At 73.5% G+C, this 16725-nt stretch carries 12 protein-coding genes; 11 read left to right on the top strand and 1 reads right to left on the bottom strand.

The window, feature by feature from the left end; genetic code table 11:
- Positions 1–14: 14 nt before the first annotated feature.
- From BZB76_RS30495 to BZB76_RS36560, 5 genes are read left to right on the top strand one after another with little or no spacing between them, the layout of a single operon-like run.
- Positions 15–1559 carry an MFS transporter gene (locus tag BZB76_RS30495; RefSeq protein WP_121437866.1) on the top strand — a complete coding sequence of 515 codons (1545 nt, stop codon included), beginning with the start codon at positions 15–17 and terminating at the stop codon, positions 1557–1559.
- A 57-nt stretch (positions 1560–1616) separates the two neighbouring features.
- Positions 1617–2531, top strand: coding sequence for an SPFH domain-containing protein (locus BZB76_RS30490; protein ID WP_121437865.1), 915 nt, complete (start codon positions 1617–1619; stop codon positions 2529–2531).
- 11 nt (positions 2532–2542) lie between these two features.
- Entirely contained in the window at positions 2543–2842 is a 300-nt protein-coding gene (locus BZB76_RS35430; RefSeq protein ID WP_211343256.1) for a type II toxin-antitoxin system antitoxin, read from the top strand.
- A complete protein-coding gene (locus tag BZB76_RS30480; RefSeq protein ID WP_121437864.1) occupies positions 2839–3465 on the top strand; it encodes a GOLPH3/VPS74 family protein in 627 nt (208 codons plus the stop codon). The genes BZB76_RS35430 and BZB76_RS30480 overlap by 4 nt, the downstream gene beginning before the upstream one ends.
- Before the next feature lie 26 nt (positions 3466–3491).
- The gene (locus BZB76_RS36560) at positions 3492–4391 is read left to right on the top strand and encodes an ATP-binding protein (protein WP_337959781.1); all 900 of its coding nucleotides are present in this window, start codon (positions 3492–3494) and stop codon (positions 4389–4391) included.
- Here the strand turns inward: BZB76_RS36560 and BZB76_RS30465 are convergent.
- Positions 4380–5495 (bottom strand): mechanosensitive ion channel family protein, encoded by a 1116-nt coding sequence (locus BZB76_RS30465; protein ID WP_246007315.1) that lies wholly within the window; start codon positions 5493–5495, stop codon positions 4380–4382. The genes BZB76_RS36560 and BZB76_RS30465 overlap by 12 nt on opposite strands.
- 114 nt (positions 5496–5609) lie before the next feature.
- Between BZB76_RS30465 and BZB76_RS30460 the strand changes: the two genes are divergently transcribed.
- The 6 genes from BZB76_RS30460 (at position 5610) to BZB76_RS30435 (ending at position 16408) form a co-directional block, all read left to right on the top strand.
- Positions 5610–7277, top strand: coding sequence for a CocE/NonD family hydrolase (locus tag BZB76_RS30460; RefSeq protein WP_121437863.1), 1668 nt, complete (start codon positions 5610–5612; stop codon positions 7275–7277).
- 191 nt (positions 7278–7468) lie between these two features.
- The gene (locus BZB76_RS30455; protein ID WP_246007314.1) at positions 7469–8734 is read left to right on the top strand and encodes a glycosyltransferase; all 1266 of its coding nucleotides are present in this window, start codon (positions 7469–7471) and stop codon (positions 8732–8734) included.
- Positions 8735–8848: 114 nt separating this feature from the next.
- Positions 8849–11800, top strand: coding sequence for a helix-turn-helix transcriptional regulator (locus BZB76_RS36490; protein ID WP_281273929.1), 2952 nt, complete (start codon positions 8849–8851; stop codon positions 11798–11800).
- 175 nt (positions 11801–11975) lie between these two features.
- Positions 11976–14546 (top strand): class III lanthionine synthetase LanKC, encoded by a 2571-nt coding sequence (gene lanKC, locus BZB76_RS30445; RefSeq protein ID WP_121437860.1) that lies wholly within the window; start codon positions 11976–11978, stop codon positions 14544–14546.
- 5 nt (positions 14547–14551) lie between these two features.
- A complete protein-coding gene (locus BZB76_RS30440; protein ID WP_121437984.1) occupies positions 14552–14662 on the top strand; it encodes a SapB/AmfS family lanthipeptide in 111 nt (36 codons plus the stop codon).
- A 63-nt stretch (positions 14663–14725) separates the two neighbouring features.
- The gene (locus BZB76_RS30435; RefSeq protein WP_121437859.1) at positions 14726–16408 is read left to right on the top strand and encodes an ATP-binding cassette domain-containing protein; all 1683 of its coding nucleotides are present in this window, start codon (positions 14726–14728) and stop codon (positions 16406–16408) included.
- The last annotated feature ends 317 nt before the right edge of the window (positions 16409–16725 follow it).

Here is a 16725-nt window from a genome sequence, read left to right as displayed (position 1 = left end):
CGAAGGTCACGGGCATGGACACCCCCGCACACAAGTGGGGCACGTTCGCGATCTGCCTGCTGGTCGCGCTCGTGCCGAACATCGATCTCACCGCGCTCAACCAGGCCGTCCCGCATCTCAGCGCCGACCTGCGCCCCTCGTCCACCCAGCTGCTGTGGATCGCGGACGCCTACGGCTTCGCGCTCGCCGCGCTGCTGATCACGATGGGCGGCGTCGGCGACCGGATCGGGCACAAGAGGCTGCTGCTGGTCGGGACCGCGCTGTTCGCCGCCGCGTCCGCCGTGACCGCCTACGCGCCGAGCGCCGAACTGCTCATCGCGGCCCGCGCCGTGTTGGGCGTCGCGGGCGCGACGCTGATGCCGTCGTGCCTGTCGTTGATCCGCCGCGCGTTCACCGAGCCGAGGGAACGGACGATGGCGGTCGGCGCGTTCATGGGCGTCGTCGGCCTCGGGGTCGGGCTCGGACCCGTCCTCGGCGGCGCGCTGCTCGACCGTTTCTGGTGGGGCTCCGTCTTCCTGATCAACGTGCCGATCATGGCGCTGGCGTCGGTCGCGGGCGCGGTCGTGCTGCGCGAGTCGCGCGCCCCGGTGCCCGGACGGCTCGACCTGCTCAGCGTGCCGTTGTCGGTCGTCGGCGTCCTCGGCCTGGTGTACGCGATCAAGGAGGCCGCCGCGCACGGTCTCGACGAGGCCCGGATCCCCGTCTCGGCGGCGGTGGGCGTGGTGGCGCTGGCGGCGTTGCTGGTCCGGCAGACGCGGCTGGACGAGCCGCTGATCGACGTCCGGCTGTTCCGCCGTGCCGCGTTCGCCGGTTCGGTCGTCACCACCATGTTCGCGATGTTCGCCCTGGTCGCGCAGTCGCTGATCTTCTCGTTGTACTTCCAGTTGGCGCTCGGCTGGTCGCCGCTGCGGGCGGGCCTGGCCGGGCTGCCGGGCGCGGCGGGCGCCATGGTCGGCGGGGCGCTGCTCGCCGCGCCGCTGATCGCCCTGCTCGGCCGGGCCCGCGTCGTCGCCGCCGGGCTGCTGCTCGCCGCCTGCGGGTTCGGGCTCTTCCTGACCGTCGGGACGGACACCTCGTACTGGGCGATGGTCCCCATGATGCTGCTGTCGGGCGTCGGCATGGGCATGGGCCTCACGGTCACCGGCGACACCGTGCTCGCGTCCGTGCCGAAGGGCAGGTCCGGGGCGGCGTCGGCGATCTCGGAGACCGCCACCGAACTGGGCGGCGCGCTCGGTATGGCGGTCCTCGGCAGCGTCCTGAACGCGGTGTACCGCGACGTGCTCGACCTGCCGGCGGGTGTGCCCGCGCCCGCCGCGTCCGCCGCCCGCGACTCCCTCGGCGCGGCCCTGCGCGCGGCCGTGGAGCTTCCGCCCGCGCTCGCCGCCGAGGTCGGTGCGGCGGCCCGGGACGCGTTCGTGGACGGCATGCACGCCGCGCTCCTGTGCAGCGCCGGGTTCGCCGCCCTGGTCGCGGTGTTCGCGCTGGTCACGCTGCGCCGCGTGCCGAAGGTGATCCCGGACGCCGAGGAGCGCGAACCGGTCGGCACACCCCTACCCTAGGAAAAGTGATATCACTTTGCTAGATTGGTGATAGATCACAACGAGGAAGGGGACGGGATGGCGGACGCGACGACGCAGGTCGAGATGCCACGACCGAAGATCGAGGAGCGGGCGGCGACCGACCGCGGCGGCTGGGCGATGCTCGGGCTGGCGCTGCTGCTGATCCTGCTGGCCGCCGTGGCCGTGGTCGCGGGGATCGCGACGGGCGGCGCCGCCGCGATCGCGGCGGGAATCGTCGCGGGCACGCTGCTCACGCTCGTCGGGCTGGTCATCGCGGCCGGACTGACCCCCGTGGCGCCCGGCGAGGCCCGGGTCCTGCAACTGCTCGGACGCTACTCCGGCACGGTCCGCACCGACGGGCTCCGCTGGGTGAACCCGCTGACCGAGCGGCGGCGGGTGTCGACCCGGATCCGCAACCACGAGACGGGCCTCGCCAAGGTCAACGATCTGGACGGGAACCCGATCGAGATCTCGGCCGTGGTGGTGTGGCAGGTCGCCGACACCGCGCGGGCGGTGTTCGAGGTCGACGACTTCGTCGAGTTCGTGGCGTTCCAGACGGAGGCGGCCGTCCGGCACATCGCGGGCAGCTTCCCCTACGACGCGCACGACCGGACCTCGCTGCGCGACAACGCCGACGAGATCACCGCGCAGCTGTCGGAGGAGCTGGCTCAGCGGGTGGCGTCCGCGGGCGTCGACATCATCGAGTCACGGATCACCCGGCTGGCGTACGCGCCGGAGATCGCGCAGGCGATGCTGCGGCGCCAGCAGGCGGGCGCGGTGGTGGCGGCGCGGCAGCGGATCGTCGAGGGCGCGGTCGGCATGGTGCAGCTCGCGCTGGAACGGCTGGACGAGGAGAACGTGGTCGAACTGGACGAGGAACGCAAGGCGGCGATGGTCAGCAACCTGCTGGTCGTGCTGTGCGCCGACCGCGACGCCCAGCCGGTGGTCAACACCGGCAGCCTCTACCAGTGAGCCCCTTACCCGTGGCTGAGCGCAAGAAGATCCTGCTGCGGCTCGACCCGGCGGTGCACGACGCGCTGGCACGGTGGGCCGGGGACGAGCTGCGCAGCACCAACGCGCAGATCGAGTTCCTGCTGCGGCGGGCGCTCGCCGACGCGGGCCGCATGCCCGCGTCGGCGGGCCGGATGCGGGGACGGGGCCGTCCCCGCAAGTCCGACGACGGCGACCGGGACGACCCCGAGAACCGGGACGACACCGAGAACCAGAACGACGCGGGGGACGAGAACGACCCGCCGGTCCGCGGAGGCGAGGACGAGTCATGATCCGGGTTCCGGAAACGCTGCCGGCGCGGATGTTCCTGCTGGCCTACGACACGAACAAGCAGAAGATGACCAAGGGCGGCGCGCAGCTCGGCTACGTGCTGCGCGCGGCCGCCCTGACCGAGCTGTACCTCGACGGCCGCCTCGGCGAGGGGCGGCGCGGGCCCGTCCCGGGGACGCCCGGCGACGACCCGTACGGGGTGCTGGCGCAGATCGCCGCGTCCCCGCGCCCCCGGACGTGGAAGCACTGGGTGCGCAAGGACAGCAGGGCGATCGTGCGGACGGTCCGCGACGAACTCGTCCACGACGGCTGGATCCGGGTGCGCAGGCGCACGGTCCTCGGGGTGTTCCCGCGGCACGAGATCACGGTGAAGGATCCCCGGGTGGTGAAGACGCTGTGGGGCGGGGCGTCCTCCGCGCTGCGGGGACGTCCGGTGGCCCATGTGAACAGCTTCGACGCCGCCGCGGTCGCGCTGGCCGCGGCGGGCGAGCTGAAGACCGTCCTGCCGGGCGCGGACCGGCGGCGCTACCGGCGGCGGATCGCGGAGTTGACGGCGCGGACGGGCCCCGCGGCCCCGGCGGTCCGCCGGGCGCTCGACCAGGACCGCTCCGACGGCGGCGGCTGAACTCCCCCGCGACGGCCGGACCGTCCATGTTTGAGGGTGACCGGTGGGGCACGAAGAACAGGACGGTGAAGGACGGAGTGGACGTGGAGATCAGCCTCGACCTCCTGCTACCCCGGGACGCGGCCAGTGTCCCGGCGACACGGAGGCTGCTGGACGCGGCGCTGACCGCCCTCGGGGTGGACGACCAGATTCGCGGTGACATCGAGGTGATGCTGACCGAGGCGTGCACCAACGTGATCCGGCACGCCGAGCGGGGCGTCGGCTACACGGTGCGCGCCACGATCCAGGATCGCCGCTGCCTGATCAAGGTGATCGACTCGGGCCGCGGGTTCGACCCCACGGGCGTGCCCGACCCCGGGCCACGGGAGGAGCGGGGCCGCGGGCTGTTGATCATGAAGGCGTTGGCGGACGACGTGCGCTTCCGCTCCCTTCCCGAGGCCGGCGCGCTCGTCGCCCTGGAGAAGCGGCTGCGGTACGGGGCGGACAGCCTCGGCGTGCGGCTCACCGCGGACCACGCGGCCCCCTTCGTGGCCGCGGCCGACCCGGCGATGGACGAGTTCGCGGACCGGCTGTTCGAGATGGCGCGCGCCGGGCGGACGGCGGAACTCGTCGAGTACGTCGAGGCGGGGGTGCCGCCGAATCTGTCCGACGACGGCGGCGACACGCTGCTCATGCTCGCCGCGTCTCACGGCCACGCCGACACCGTGCGGGCGCTCGCGGCGCGCGGCGCCGACCCCGAACGTCCGAACGACGAGGGGCTGCGGCCCCTCCCGGGCGCGGTGCTCCAACGGGAACCGGACGTGGTGCGGGCGCTCCTGGACGCGGGCGCCGACCCCAGGGCCGGGTCGCCGTCCGCCGTCGACACGGCGCGGATGTTCGGCGGCACCGAGTTCCTCGCCTGGTTCGACGCGGAGTCAGAGGGCTAGCTCGTCCTCGCGGGCGGGCGCGTCGACGACGACGCGGTGGTGCCAGTAGGGCGGCGCGATGCCCTCCTCGCGCAGCGTCCGGTGCAGCCGCTTCAGGAACTCGTGCTTGATGAGGAACTGGTCGCCGAACTCCGTCGACCGCAGGATGACGTGGAAGCCGACGGTCGCGTCGTTGAAGTCGTCGAACCGGACCAGGACGCTCGCGTCCTCGACGCCGCCCTGCACGTCCTTCATCACGTCCTGACCGACCTCGACGAGGAGTTCCTCCACCCGGTCCAGGTCGACCTCGTAGGCCACCTTCGCGTAGACCAGGATCGACATGTCCTGCGCGGGACGGTGGTAGTTGGTGAGGATCGTGTCGGAGAACCGCTGGTTCGGGATGACCTCGATGTTGTCCGACAGCGTCCGGATGGAGGTGTTGCGCCAGTTGATGTCGACGACGTACCCCTCCTGGCCCGTGGCCAGCTTGATGTAGTCGCCGGGCTCGATGGTCTTGGACGCCAGGACGTGCACGCCCGCGAACAGGTTCGCCAGGGTGTCCTGGAGGGCGAGCGCGACCGCGAGACCGCCGACGCCCAGGGCGCCGAGCAGCGGCGAGATCGAGACCCCGAGGCTCTGCAGCATGATCAGCAGACCGACGCCGATCACCACGACCTTGGCGATGTTGGCGAAGATCGTGACATTGGCGGCCACGCCCTGCTTGCTCATCGCGAAGGCGCTGACCGAACTCGCGATCAGCCGGGCCAGCGCCACCGACACCACGAAGATCGTCACGGCGGTGAGCACGTTGGCGGTCACGTCCAGCGTGCCGCGCGGCAGGTCCAGCACCTTCGCCGCGGTCCACAGGCCGAGGATCACCGAGACGGGGACGGCCAGGTCCTTGACCAGCCGGGCGGCCATGTCGTCCCAGTCCCACCGGGTGCCGTCCGCCCGCTTCGCCAACCGTCCGGTCAGCAGCCGCAGGACGACCGCGATCGCCAGGGCCACCGCCAGCACGACCGCGGCGGCGATGATCCGCTCCCAGCTCAGGTCACCCATGACGCGCGCGTCTCCCCTTCCCTCGGGACGGCCCGCGGCCTGCCCCGTCCCGTCCCGATTTGCCATGTTGTGCGTCCTCGATCGTAGTGAAGGCCCGGAGCGCGCGACGCACATCCGGGACACCGGGGACCGGGGGGAGACAGGGGGACGGTTACGATCGATCAGGTGGTAGGCGTGGGAATGATGCGCCGGCTCGGGGTCACGGCGCTGGGACTGCGGAACGGCCCCCACCGCGTCACGGTCGAACGGGACCTGGAGGTCCCCGCGGGGGACGGCGTCACCCTGCTGGCCGACCACTACGCCCCCGAGGGCGTCGAGCGGGCGCCGACGGTGCTCGTCCGCTCCCCCTACGGGCGGCGCGGGCCGTTCGGGCTGATGTGCGGGCAGGGCTTCGCGTCGCACGGGTTCCAGGTCGTGGTGCAGAGCGTCCGCGGCGGTTTCGGGTCCGGCGGGGTGTTCGAGGCGCTGGACGAGCGCGAGGACGGCCTCGCCACCGTCGAGTGGCTTCGGTCACAGCCGTGGTTCGGTGGAACGTTCGCCATGCACGGCCCGAGCTACCTCGGCTATGTGCAGTGGGCCGTCGCCGCCGAGGCCGGGCCCGCGCTGCGGGCGCTGTCGATGCAGGTCACCGCGTCCACGTTCCGTGACGCGGTGAACGTCGGCGGGGCGTTCGCGCTGGAGTCGGCCCTCATCTGGGTCGACATGACCGCGCGGATGAAGAACTCCCTGTCCGGCATCACGACCGCGGTGCTGTCGCCGCGCCGCGCCCGCCGCGCCACCCTGTCCGGGCGTCCCCTCGCCGAACTCGACCGGCTCGCGACCGGCGCGCAGCAGCGTTTCTTCCAGGACCTCCTCATCAACGGCCCCGATACCCCGTTCTGGGACAAACGCGACTTCAGCCCGACCGTCTCCCAGGTCACGGCGCCGGTGAACATGACGGGCGGCTGGTACGACATCTTCCTGCCCTGGCAGATCAAGGACTACGCCGCGCTCCGCGCCGCCGGCCGCCGCCCCTACCTGACGATCGGGCCGTGGTTCCACGCCGACCAGCGGATGATGCGGGGCTCGATCGGCGAGTCGATCGCCTGGTTCCGCGCCCACCTGCTGGACGACCCGTCCCAGCTGCGGGAACAGCCCGTCCGGCTGTACGTCACCGGCGCGGAGGAGTGGCGGGAGTTCCCCGACTGGCCCGTCCCCGGGATGCGGGAGGAGCGCTGGCACCTGCGCGAGGACGGCGCCCTGTCCCCCGAGGCGCCGCCCGAGTCCGATTCCGAGTCCGATTCCGACGCCCACCGGCCCGACACCCACCGGCCCGACACCTACCGGTACGACCCGAACCACCCGACGCCGTTCCTCGGCGGGCCGACCCTGCTCGGCGAGACGCACCCGTCCACCGACCAGCGGCGCCTGGAACGTCGCAGGGACGTGCTGACCTACACCTCCGACGTCCTCGACGAGGATCTGGAGATCATCGGCCCGGTCACCGCCGACCTGCACATCCGTTCGAACCGCGAGCACACCGACTTCGTCGTCCGGCTGTGCGACGTCACCCCCGACGGCGCGTCGATGAACCTGTGCGAGGGCATGCGCCGGCTCGTCCCCGGCTCACCGGAACCGGGGCCGGACGGCGTCCGGCGGATCGCCGTCGAACTGTGGCCCGCCGGTCACCGCTTCCGCCGCGGGCATCGTGTCCGCGTGCAGGTGGCCAGCGGCGCCTACCCCCGCGTGGCCCGCAACCCCGGCACCGGCGCGCCCATCGGCGCCGCCACCGAGATGCTCACCGCGGACCAGGAGATCTTCCACTCCCCCGCCCATCCGTCCGCGATCACCCTCCCCGTCGTCTCCTGATCGGTCAGGGATCTCGTCCGGTGTCCTCGCTGGTCGGAGGCGGATCGGCGGGCCGCGCGGGGCAGGAGATCCGATTCGCGAGGTTTGACGGTAGGTGTGGCCGGATAAGAGTCTGATCGAGCAGGTGTCTACGACGCAGATACCTCCGTGCTTCCCCTGTGTTGCCCCGGAGGATCCGTATGCACCGCCCGTTGAACATCGCACTCGTGTCCGCCTCCGACCTTGACGGCGAGCACCTCCACTCGGTCCACGTACGCGACCTCGCCCGCTCGCTGACCCGTCCGCTCTCCGCGGAAGGTGAGCCGAACCAGGTCACGGTGTACGCCCGGCGCCAGAACAAGGCCGCGCGTGCCCGGACCCGGCTGGCGCCGGGCGCCGCACTGGTCCATCTCGACGCCGGGCCCGCCCGCCCCCTTCCCGACGACGAGCTGCTGAAGCACCTCCGCGAGTTCGCCGACGGTCTGCGCCGCCGCTGGAGCGGGGCCGGTCGCCCCGACATCGTCCACGCGCACGGTTGGATCGGCGGGATCGCCGCCTGCGCCGTCGCCCGCGAACTCGGCATCCCCTTCGCCCAGAGCTACCACGGCGTGGCCGCCACCGAGCGGCGCGCCGGGCTCCCCGTCCACCCGCACCGCGACCGGCTGGAGAAGGCCATCGCGCGGGACGCCGACATCGTCCTCGCCGGGCATGTCGAGGAGGCGAACGCGCTCGTCCGGACGGGCGTGCCGCGCCCCCGGATCCGCGTCGTCCCCTATGGCGTTGACGGTGACCTGTTCACGCAGGTCGGACCGGCGATGCCGCGCGGCGACCGGCGCCGTCTGGTGATGGTGTGCGGCGACCTGGAGGCCGGGGACGTCGCGACCGCGCTGCGCGCCCTGGTGCACGTCCCGAACGCCGAGCTGACCGTCGCGGGCGGTCCCGCCCGCGAGGACCTGGAGAACGATCCGGTCGTGCACCGGCTCGTGCTGCTCGCCAAGGAACTGCACGTCAACGATCGGGTGATCTTCCTCGGGCGGCTGCCCCGCAAGTCGCTGCCGAAGCTGCTGCGCACGGCGAGCCTCGCGCTGTGCCTGTCCCCGCACCAGCCGTGCCCGGCGGCGCCGCTGGAGGCGATGGCCTGCGGCGTCCCCGTCGTCGCGACCCCGGCGGGCGGCAACGCCGACGAGGTGCTCGACCACATCACCGGCGTGCACGTCCCCGCGGGACGTCCCGTCGTGATCGGACGCATGATCCGGCACCTGCTCAACGAGGAGACCACACTGCACGGCTACTCGATCGCCGCCGCCGACCGCGCCCGCTCCCGGTACTCGCTGGAGCGGACCGCCGCCGAGACGCTCCGCGCCTACCAGCGGGTGCTGCCCGCCGAGGAGGTCGAGCCGGAGCCGGACGTCGACCTGGTCGCCGAACTGGACGAGGCGGAGCACGAAACCGGCCGAACCCCCGCCCTGGCCGGCTGAGAAGCGCCGCCCTCGCGGGCCCCGGATCCCTCCCCGGATCCGGGGCCCGTTCATGTCCGCCCCGCGAAGTCCACCGGGTGGGATACTGGGCGGGATGAACGAAGGGGGCCGTTGGTGCTGATCGGCAGGGCCGCCGAGTTCGCGGAGCTGACCGCCGCGCTCGCGCGTGCGTCCGCGGGCCACGCCGGGGCCGTGCTCGTCAGCGGCGACGCGGGCGTCGGCAAGACGCATCTGGTGAACGCGCTGGTGCGCGCCGCACGCGACGACGGTTGCGCCGTCCTCGTCGGGCAGTGCGCGGAGCTGGGCGAGAGCGTGCCCTACCTGCCGCTCGCCGACGCGCTGTGGTCGGCCGCGCACGGCGGCTCCCCCGAGGCGGACGCGGTCCGCGCGGTGCTCGACGCACGGCCCGTGCTGGGACGGCTCCTCCCCGACGGCGACGCCGACCCGGGCGCCGCCGAACTCGGGCAGCAGCAGCTGTTCGGGGCGGTGCTCGGTCTGCTCGGGGAACTCGGGCGGGAACGGCCCGTCCTGCTCGTCCTGGAGGACCTTCACTGGGCGGACCGGTCCACCCGGCACCTGCTGACGTTCCTCTGCCGCGTGCTGCAACGCGAACGCGTCTGCCTCGTCGGCACGTACCGGTCCGACGACCTGCACCGGCGGCATCCGCTGCGGCCCGTGGTGGCGGAACTGCTCCGGCTGCCGAACGTGACCGGCGTCATGGTCTCCCCGTTCGGGCCCGGCGAGACCGCCGCCTACCTCGCGGAGCTGTCCCACGGGTCCGCGCCGGTCACCGCGGAGGCCGTCGAGCTGGTGCACCGGCGTTCCGAGGGCAACCCGTTCTACGCCGCCGAACTGTACTCCGCGGGGCTCGACGCCCCTTGCCCGCCCGAGGCCACGGAACTGCCCGCCGGACTCGCGGACCTGCTGCTGTCGCGGATGGAGCGGCTGTCGGACGCCGGGCAGCGGGTCGTGCGGGTCGCGGCGGTCGCCGGCCGCCGGATCGACGACGAACCGATCCGCCGGCTGTCGGGGCTGGACGAGGCGGCGGCCGGTGAGGCGCTGCGCGAGGTCGTGTCGCACCAGCTGCTCGTCCCGTCCGGGACCGGGTACACGTTCCGGCACGCGTTGCTGCGCGAGGCCGTCTACGCCGACCTGCTGCCCGGCGAGCGGACCCGGCTGCACGCCGACTACGCCCGGATGCTCGCCGCCCTCCCGGACGGGACGCGCGGCGCCGCCGCCGAACTCGCCCACCACAGCCTCGCCGCGCACGACCTGCCCGTCGCGTTCGCCGCGTCCGTCCGGGCGGGACGCGAGGCGGCCCGGCTCGGCGCGCCCGCCGAGGCGTTCGAGCACTACGAGCGGGCACTGGAACTGTGGGACGCCGTCCCGGAGGCCGAGACCGCCGCGGGCACCGACCGGGTGCGGCTGTCGCTCACCGCCGCGAAGGAGGCGGCGCGGGGCGGGGAACTGCGGCACGCCGTGCACCGGCTCCGGCGGCTGGTCGGCCTGGCCGACCCGGCGGACCGGCTGCTCGGCGCCGAGATCCGCGATCATCTGGCGACGTACCTGAACGACATCGACGAGATGGAGGAGTCGCAGGCGACCGCGCGGGAGGCGGTGGCGATGCTGGCGGACGGCCCCCCGACCGTCGAACGCGCCGGGGCCCTCGCCACCTACGCCCGGTCGCTGCTCTACCGGGACGACGACGAGGAGATGCCGGAGTTCGCGGAGAAGGGCGTCGCGGAGGCCCGCGCCGCCGGGGCCACCGCCGCCGAGGCCGCGCTGCTGGTCACGCTCGGGCTGTACCGGGAGTCCCGGGAGGCCGACCCGCGGGTGCCGGAGCTGTTCGCGCAGGCCAAGGAACTCGCCGACGTGGCGGGCGACAGCTCGCAGGCGGTCCGCGTCAGGTTCCACCACGCCCGCGCGAAGTTCGACCGCGGCGACCTCGCGGGCGCGGCGCGGGCCGCCGACGAGGGCGTGCGGTTCGTCCTGGACAACGGGCTCCGGTGGCACACCTACGGCATCATCCTGCGGTCCCTGCAGTACCTGGTGCACTACACGGTCGGGGACTGGGCCGGGGCGAACCGGCTCGCCGAGGAGTTCCCCGTGCGGGTCGTCCGGCCCGCCGAGGCGCAGATCTCCGCGTACGCGCTGTTCGTCGAGGTGGCACAGGGCTCACCCGGCGCCGGTGAGCGGCTGCGGTGGATCGAGCCGCTGTGGGGGCAGGACCTGTACCTCAACTACCTCGCGCGGGGTCTCGCCGCCGAGCACGCCCTGTGGCGGGGCGATCCGCGCGGCGCGGTCGCGCATGTCGAGAACGTCCTCGCCACGCCCTACGGCGAGGCCGAGGGCGCGCTCCGCCTCTCCGCGACGGGCCTGTGGGCCCATGCCGAACTCGCGGCGCGGGCCCGGGCGACCGGTGACCACGCCGCCGTGCGCGCGGCGGGCGAGGCGGCCGACGGTCTGCTGCGCCTGGCCCGGACGGTCGCCGCCGTCCACACCGACGGACGGCCCCGCGCCTGGCTCGGTCTCGAGGGTCACGCCTGGCTGGCCCGCGCGGAGGCCGAACGGCGCCGCGTGGCCGGCGTCCACGACGTGGAGCTGTGGCGGAAGGCCACCGACCTGTTCACCTACGGCGACGCCGACGGCGGGTTCGTGTACGAGGTGGCGCGGTCCCGGTGGCGGCTGGTCGAGGCGCTCGTCGAGAGCGGCGACCGGGACGCGGCCGCGACGGAGTGGCGGGCGGCCGTCCAACGCGCCACGGCGCTCGGCGCCGAACCACTGCTGGCCGCGCTGCGCGACCTCGGCGGCCGGGCCCGGCTCGGTCACGGGGGCGGGGGCGGCGCGCGACGGTCCGGGCCGTCCGGCACGCTCGGCTCCCTGACCGTGCGGGAGCGGGAGGTCCTGAAGCTGGTCGCGGACGGGCTCGGCAACCGGGAGATCGCGGCGAGGCTGTTCATCTCCCCGAAGACGGCGAGCGTCCACGTCTCCAACATCCTCGCGAAGCTGAACGTCGCGAGCCGCACCCAGGCGGCGGCCGTGGCGCACCGCGAGGGCCTCGAATAACCCCGTCCGCACCACGATTTTCCAGGGGAAATGCCGGTCCGGTGACGGGCGCGTGCGGCATACGGTAGATCTTCACGGGTCATTCATTATGTCCTGCACTGGTCGATTTCCCGGCGAGCTGCCATTCTCTTAATCAGCAGAAGTTGATCGGCACTCGCAGAAGGGAATCCCCGAGGTGGACAAGGGATACGAGCTTTACTGCCTCGCCGATCAGCATTTCTACGACGCGCCGCCCGTCACCCGCCACACCGACTTCGAAATCACTCAGCGTGATCTTCCGGAGGGTTGGACGCAGGTTTTCGGTGACGAATGGGTCATCTACGACCCGCCGGAACGCCGCACCCCGCCCCAGGGTTGGAAAGTACATGTCTCCGGATGCGCGGAAAGCGCCGCCAAGATTCTGGCCGGAACATGGGACTACTGCGTCGGCAACGGTATCGAGTTCAAGCACCTGCGCGGCCCCGCCACGCTGCGGATGCGCAACGCCAAGTACGCGCCGCGCGGCGCCAGCGGCAAGCTCGTCACGATCTACCCGGCGGACGAGCGTGAGCTGGAGCGGGTGCTGGACGAGCTCGGCGCGGTCGTGGACGGCCTGCCCGGCCCCTACATCCTCAGCGACCTGCGCATCGGCGCCGGTCCGCTGCACGTCAGGTACGGCGGCTTCGCCGAGCGCCGATGTCTGGACGAGCAGGGCAAGCTCGTTCCCGCGCTGGAGAACGGCGCCGGGGAACTGGTGCCGGACCGGCGTGAGCCCGTCTTCACCGTCCCCGACTGGGTGACCCTCCCGGCCTGTCTGGAATCCCATTTCCAGGCCCGCGGCGCCACGACGACGACGGACCTGCCGTACCAGATCACCAAGGCCCTGCATTTCTCCAACGGCGGCGGTGTCTATGAGGCGACCGACACCCGTTCCGGGCGGAAGGTCGTGCTGAAAGAAGGACGCCCCCACGCGGGTCTGGCCGCAGACGGCGCGGACGCGGTGACGCGCATCGAACGGGAACGAGACGTGCTGCGCGCGCTCGACGGAATCGACGGTGTTCCCGCCGCGCTCGACTGGTTCACGCTCGGCGAGCACCATTTCCTGGTTCAGGAGTTCATCGAGGGACGCACCCTCAACACGTTCTTCGCCGAACGGCATCCGATGCTCGACCCTCACCGGGACGCGGAAAAGAACGCCGCGTACACGGAATGGGCGCTGCGCGTGTACGCGGGCGTCGAACGGGTGGTCGCCGCGATTCACGAACGCGGAATGGTCTTCAACGACCTGCACATGTTCAACATCATGGTCCGTCCGGACGACTCCGCCGCGCTGATCGACTTCGAGACGGCGGCGCCCGCGTCCGACCGCGGCCGGCAGACCCTCGCCAACCCGGCGTTCCTCGCCCCGCCCGACCGGCGCGGCACCGAGGTCGACGACTACAGCCTCGCGTGCCTGCGGCTCGCGCTGTTCGCCCCGCTGACCATCCTGTTCATCGTCGACCGGGCCAAGGCACCGCAGCTGGCGGACCTGATCGCCGACAACTTCCCGGTGCCGCGGGAGTTCCTCGACGAGGCGGTACGGGAGATCACGCGAGGTGTGCCGCCGACGTCCGCGCCCGTGTTCGTCCCGGACGCGCGCGGCTGGGAACGCACCAGGGACGACCTGGCGCGGGCGATCCTCGCGAGCGCCACACCCGACCGGACCGACCGCCTGTTCCCCGGCGACCCCGAGCAGTTCGGCGAGGCGTCGCTCGGCCTGGCGCACGGCGCCGCCGGAGTCCTGTACGCACTGCACGAGACGGGCGCGGGACGCTTCCCCGACCACGAGGACTGGCTGGCCGCGCGGGTCGCCGACCCGAAACGCGGCACGGGCCTCGGCCTGTACGACGGGCTGCTCGGGGCGGCGCACGTCCTGGCCCGCTTCGGCCGCGCGGACGAGGCGCTCACCGCCGCGGACCACTGCCTGAACGAGCGGTGGGAACGGCTCGGCGACGACCTCCACGGCGGGCTGCCCGGCGCCGCGCTGGCCCTGGCCGACCTCGCCGACGCGACCGGTGAGACGTCCCTGCTCGACGCGGCGCGCCGTGCCGTCGAGATCGTGGCGGGGAGGCGGCCCGACGGTCCGACGCCCCGGCCCGGTCTGTTGCACGGCGGCGCCGGAGCCGCGCTGATGTTCGTCCGGTTCCACGAGCGCACCGGGGATCCGGAGCTGCTCGACCTCGCCGCGGACGCGCTGCGCCGCGACCTCGCCGCCTGCGTCACCGACCACAACGGCGCCCTGCACGTCCAGCAGGACGTCCGGATGTTCCCCTACCTCGGGCGCGGCAGCGTCGGCATCGGCCTCGTCCTGGACGAATACCTCGCGCTGAATCCGGACGAGGAGTTCGAGGCGGCGCGGCGGGCGATCCGGGTCGCCGCGATGTCCCGGTACTACGCGCAGCCGAGCCTGTTCACCGGACGCGCCGGAATGCTGCTCTACCTGTCCCGCCACGACCGTGCCGGCGACCGGGTGGCGGGACACGTCCGCGACCTGGCGTGGCACGCCCTGCCGTACGCCGGCGGGCTGGCGTTCCCGGGCGAGCACATGTACCGGCTGTCGATGGACCTGGCGACCGGCACGGCCGGTGTGCTCCTCGCGCTGGGCGCGGCCCTGCACGATCCGGCCCCCACGCTTCCCTTCCTGCGGACGACAGGCTCCGCCGGACCCGATGAGCTCCCCGTGGGAACCCTCACGGCGGCCACCTCTATCCAGCCCGAAAGGAGGTGAAGAACATGGCGCTTCTCGACCTTCAGGGGATGACCAGCGAGAACGGCGGCGGTCACAACAGCAGCCTCAGCGTGCTGTGCGGCCACAGCTCGAACAGTCAGACTCTCTGCCTGTAACGATGGTGGGCGGCCATGGCTCCGGGGGCTCGGAGCCATGGCCGTCGTCGTTCTGGAGAACCGATGACCACCCAACCTGTCACGGCCGGCGCGAACCGGCTGCTGCTGCGGGCCGCCGGGAGCGCCCGCGGCTGGACCGTCCTCGTGGCGGCCGCCGCGCTGGCGGACGCGGTCGCGGCGGTGCTGCTGCCCTACGCGCTGGCCCGCGCGATCGACGCGGTCCCGCCGGGCGGCGCCCCGGCCGCCGCGGCGGTGTGGCCGTGCGTCGCGCTCGTCGTGGCGTCCGCCGTGGCGGAGGTGCTGTCGGAGCTCGCGACCGGCTGCGCCTCGGCGCGGGCGACGGCATGGCTGCGGCACACGCTGGTCCGGCACGTCCTCGCGGTCGGCCCGGCACTGCGGGTCCCGCCGGGTGACGTCGCGGGCCGTGTCGTCGGCGGCGCCGCCGAGGCCGGGGTGGCGCCCGCCGCCGCGCCGGAGGCCGCCGTCGGAGTGCTGCCGGCCGCGGGGGCGCTGGTCGCGCTGGTCCTCATCGACTGGCGGGTCGCCGCGGCGATCGCCGTGGCGCTGCCGGCGATCGCGTTGCTGATGCGCGCGTTCGTCCGCGACATCAGCGCTACCGTGCACCGCTATCTCACCATCCAGGGCACGATCGCGGGACGCCTCGCCGAGGCCCTCGCCGGATGCCGGACGATCGCCGCGGCCGGCACCGCGGATCGCGAGACCGTCCGGGTGCTGGAGCCGCTGCCGGAACTGCGCGGCGAGGGCGAGCGGATGTGGCGCGTCCAGGGCGGCATCACGGCGCGCGGGCTGCTGGCGCTGCTGCTCCTGCAGATCGCGGTCGTGGCGGTCGCGGGGGTGGAGTTGGCCGCCGGCCGGATCACCCCCGGTGAGCTGGTCGCGACCGTCCAGTACGCGGGGCTCGCCGCCGGGTTCGGGCCCGTCCTCACGCAGCTGCTGCGCCTCGGTCGCGCCCGCGCCGGGGCCGCGCGCGCCGTCGAGGTCCTGGCGCTTCCCTCGCCCGTCTACGGCGCGGAGTCCGTCCCGTCCGGCCCCGGCCACCTGGAGTTCCGCGGGGTCAGCGCCGCCGGGGGCGCGTTGGACGGGCTGGATCTGGCCGTCCCCGGCGGTCTCGCCGTCGCCGTCACCGGACGTACCGGCGCCTCGGAGCTCGCCGCGCTCGCCGGGCGCCTCACCGACCCGGACCGCGGCGAGGTTCTGCTGGACGGGACGCCGCTCCCCCGCCTCACCCGGACGGCGCTGCGCCGCGAGATCGGGTACGCCTTCGCGCGGCCCGCACTGTTCGGCGACACCGTCCTCGACGCGCTCGCGTTCGGTCCGGCCCGGCCGTCCGACGCGTCGCTGCGCGAGTCGGCGCGCGCGGCCCGCGCCGACGACTTCATCCGCCGTCTCCCGGACGGCTACGCCACCCCGCTCCCCGACGCGCCGATGTCGGGCGGGGAGTTGCAGCGCATGGGGCTCGCGCGGGCGTTCGCGCACGCCGGGCGCATCCTCGTTCTGGACGACGCGACCTCCAGCCTCGACACCGTCACCGAACTCCAGATCACCGACGCGCTGCTGAACCGGCTCGCCGGACGCACCCGCCTGATCGTCACGCTCCGGGCGTCCACGGCCGCCCGCGCCGACCTCGTCGCCTGGCTGGAGGACGGCCGCGTCCGCGCGCTCGCCCCGCACGCGACGCTCTGGAACGACCCCGACTACCGCGCGCTGTTCCGGAGCGCGGCGTGAGAAGCAGACGCGACGCCGCGGCGGTGCTGCGCCGGACGGTCGGAGACGCGGTCCGGGCCCGACCGCGCGCCGTCGCGCGGGCCGCCGCGTGGTCGCTGGTCGAGGCGGTGCCGACCGCGCTGTTCGGACGCGCCGTCGCCGAGGCGACCGACGCGTTCCGCACCGGACGGACGGTCGACGCGGCCGTCTGGCTCGGGATCCTCACCGTCGCCGCGGCCGCGGGAGCGTTCGGCGCCCGCCGGCTGTATCCCGCGCTGGCCGCGATCGTGGAGCCGTTCCGCGACGACCTCGTCCGGCGGGTCACGGACGGGGCGCTG

Origin of the sequence: Actinomadura pelletieri DSM 43383 (assembly GCF_003634705.1) — a bacterium.
Lineage (GTDB): Bacteria > Actinomycetota > Actinomycetes > Streptosporangiales > Streptosporangiaceae > Spirillospora > Spirillospora pelletieri.
This window is presented reverse-complemented; position numbering and strand designations above follow the sequence as displayed.

Excerpts from the sequence above, each read along its gene's own strand:
- BZB76_RS30495 (WP_121437866.1), top strand. The coding sequence starts at position 15 with ATGGACACCCCCGCACACAAGTGGGGCACGTTCGCGATCTGCCTGCTG.
- BZB76_RS30490 (WP_121437865.1), top strand. The coding sequence starts at position 1,617 with ATGGCGGACGCGACGACGCAGGTCGAGATGCCACGACCGAAGATCGAG.
- BZB76_RS30480 (WP_121437864.1), top strand. The coding sequence starts at position 2,839 with ATGATCCGGGTTCCGGAAACGCTGCCGGCGCGGATGTTCCTGCTGGCC.
- BZB76_RS36560 (WP_337959781.1), top strand. The coding sequence starts at position 3,492 with ATGTTTGAGGGTGACCGGTGGGGCACGAAGAACAGGACGGTGAAGGAC.
- BZB76_RS30465 (WP_246007315.1), bottom strand. The coding sequence starts at position 5,495 with ATGGCAAATCGGGACGGGACGGGGCAGGCCGCGGGCCGTCCCGAGGGA.
- BZB76_RS30460 (WP_121437863.1), top strand. The coding sequence starts at position 5,610 with ATGATGCGCCGGCTCGGGGTCACGGCGCTGGGACTGCGGAACGGCCCC.
- BZB76_RS30440 (WP_121437984.1), top strand. The coding sequence starts at position 14,552 with ATGGCGCTTCTCGACCTTCAGGGGATGACCAGCGAGAACGGCGGCGGT.
- BZB76_RS30435 (WP_121437859.1), top strand. The coding sequence starts at position 14,726 with ATGACCACCCAACCTGTCACGGCCGGCGCGAACCGGCTGCTGCTGCGG.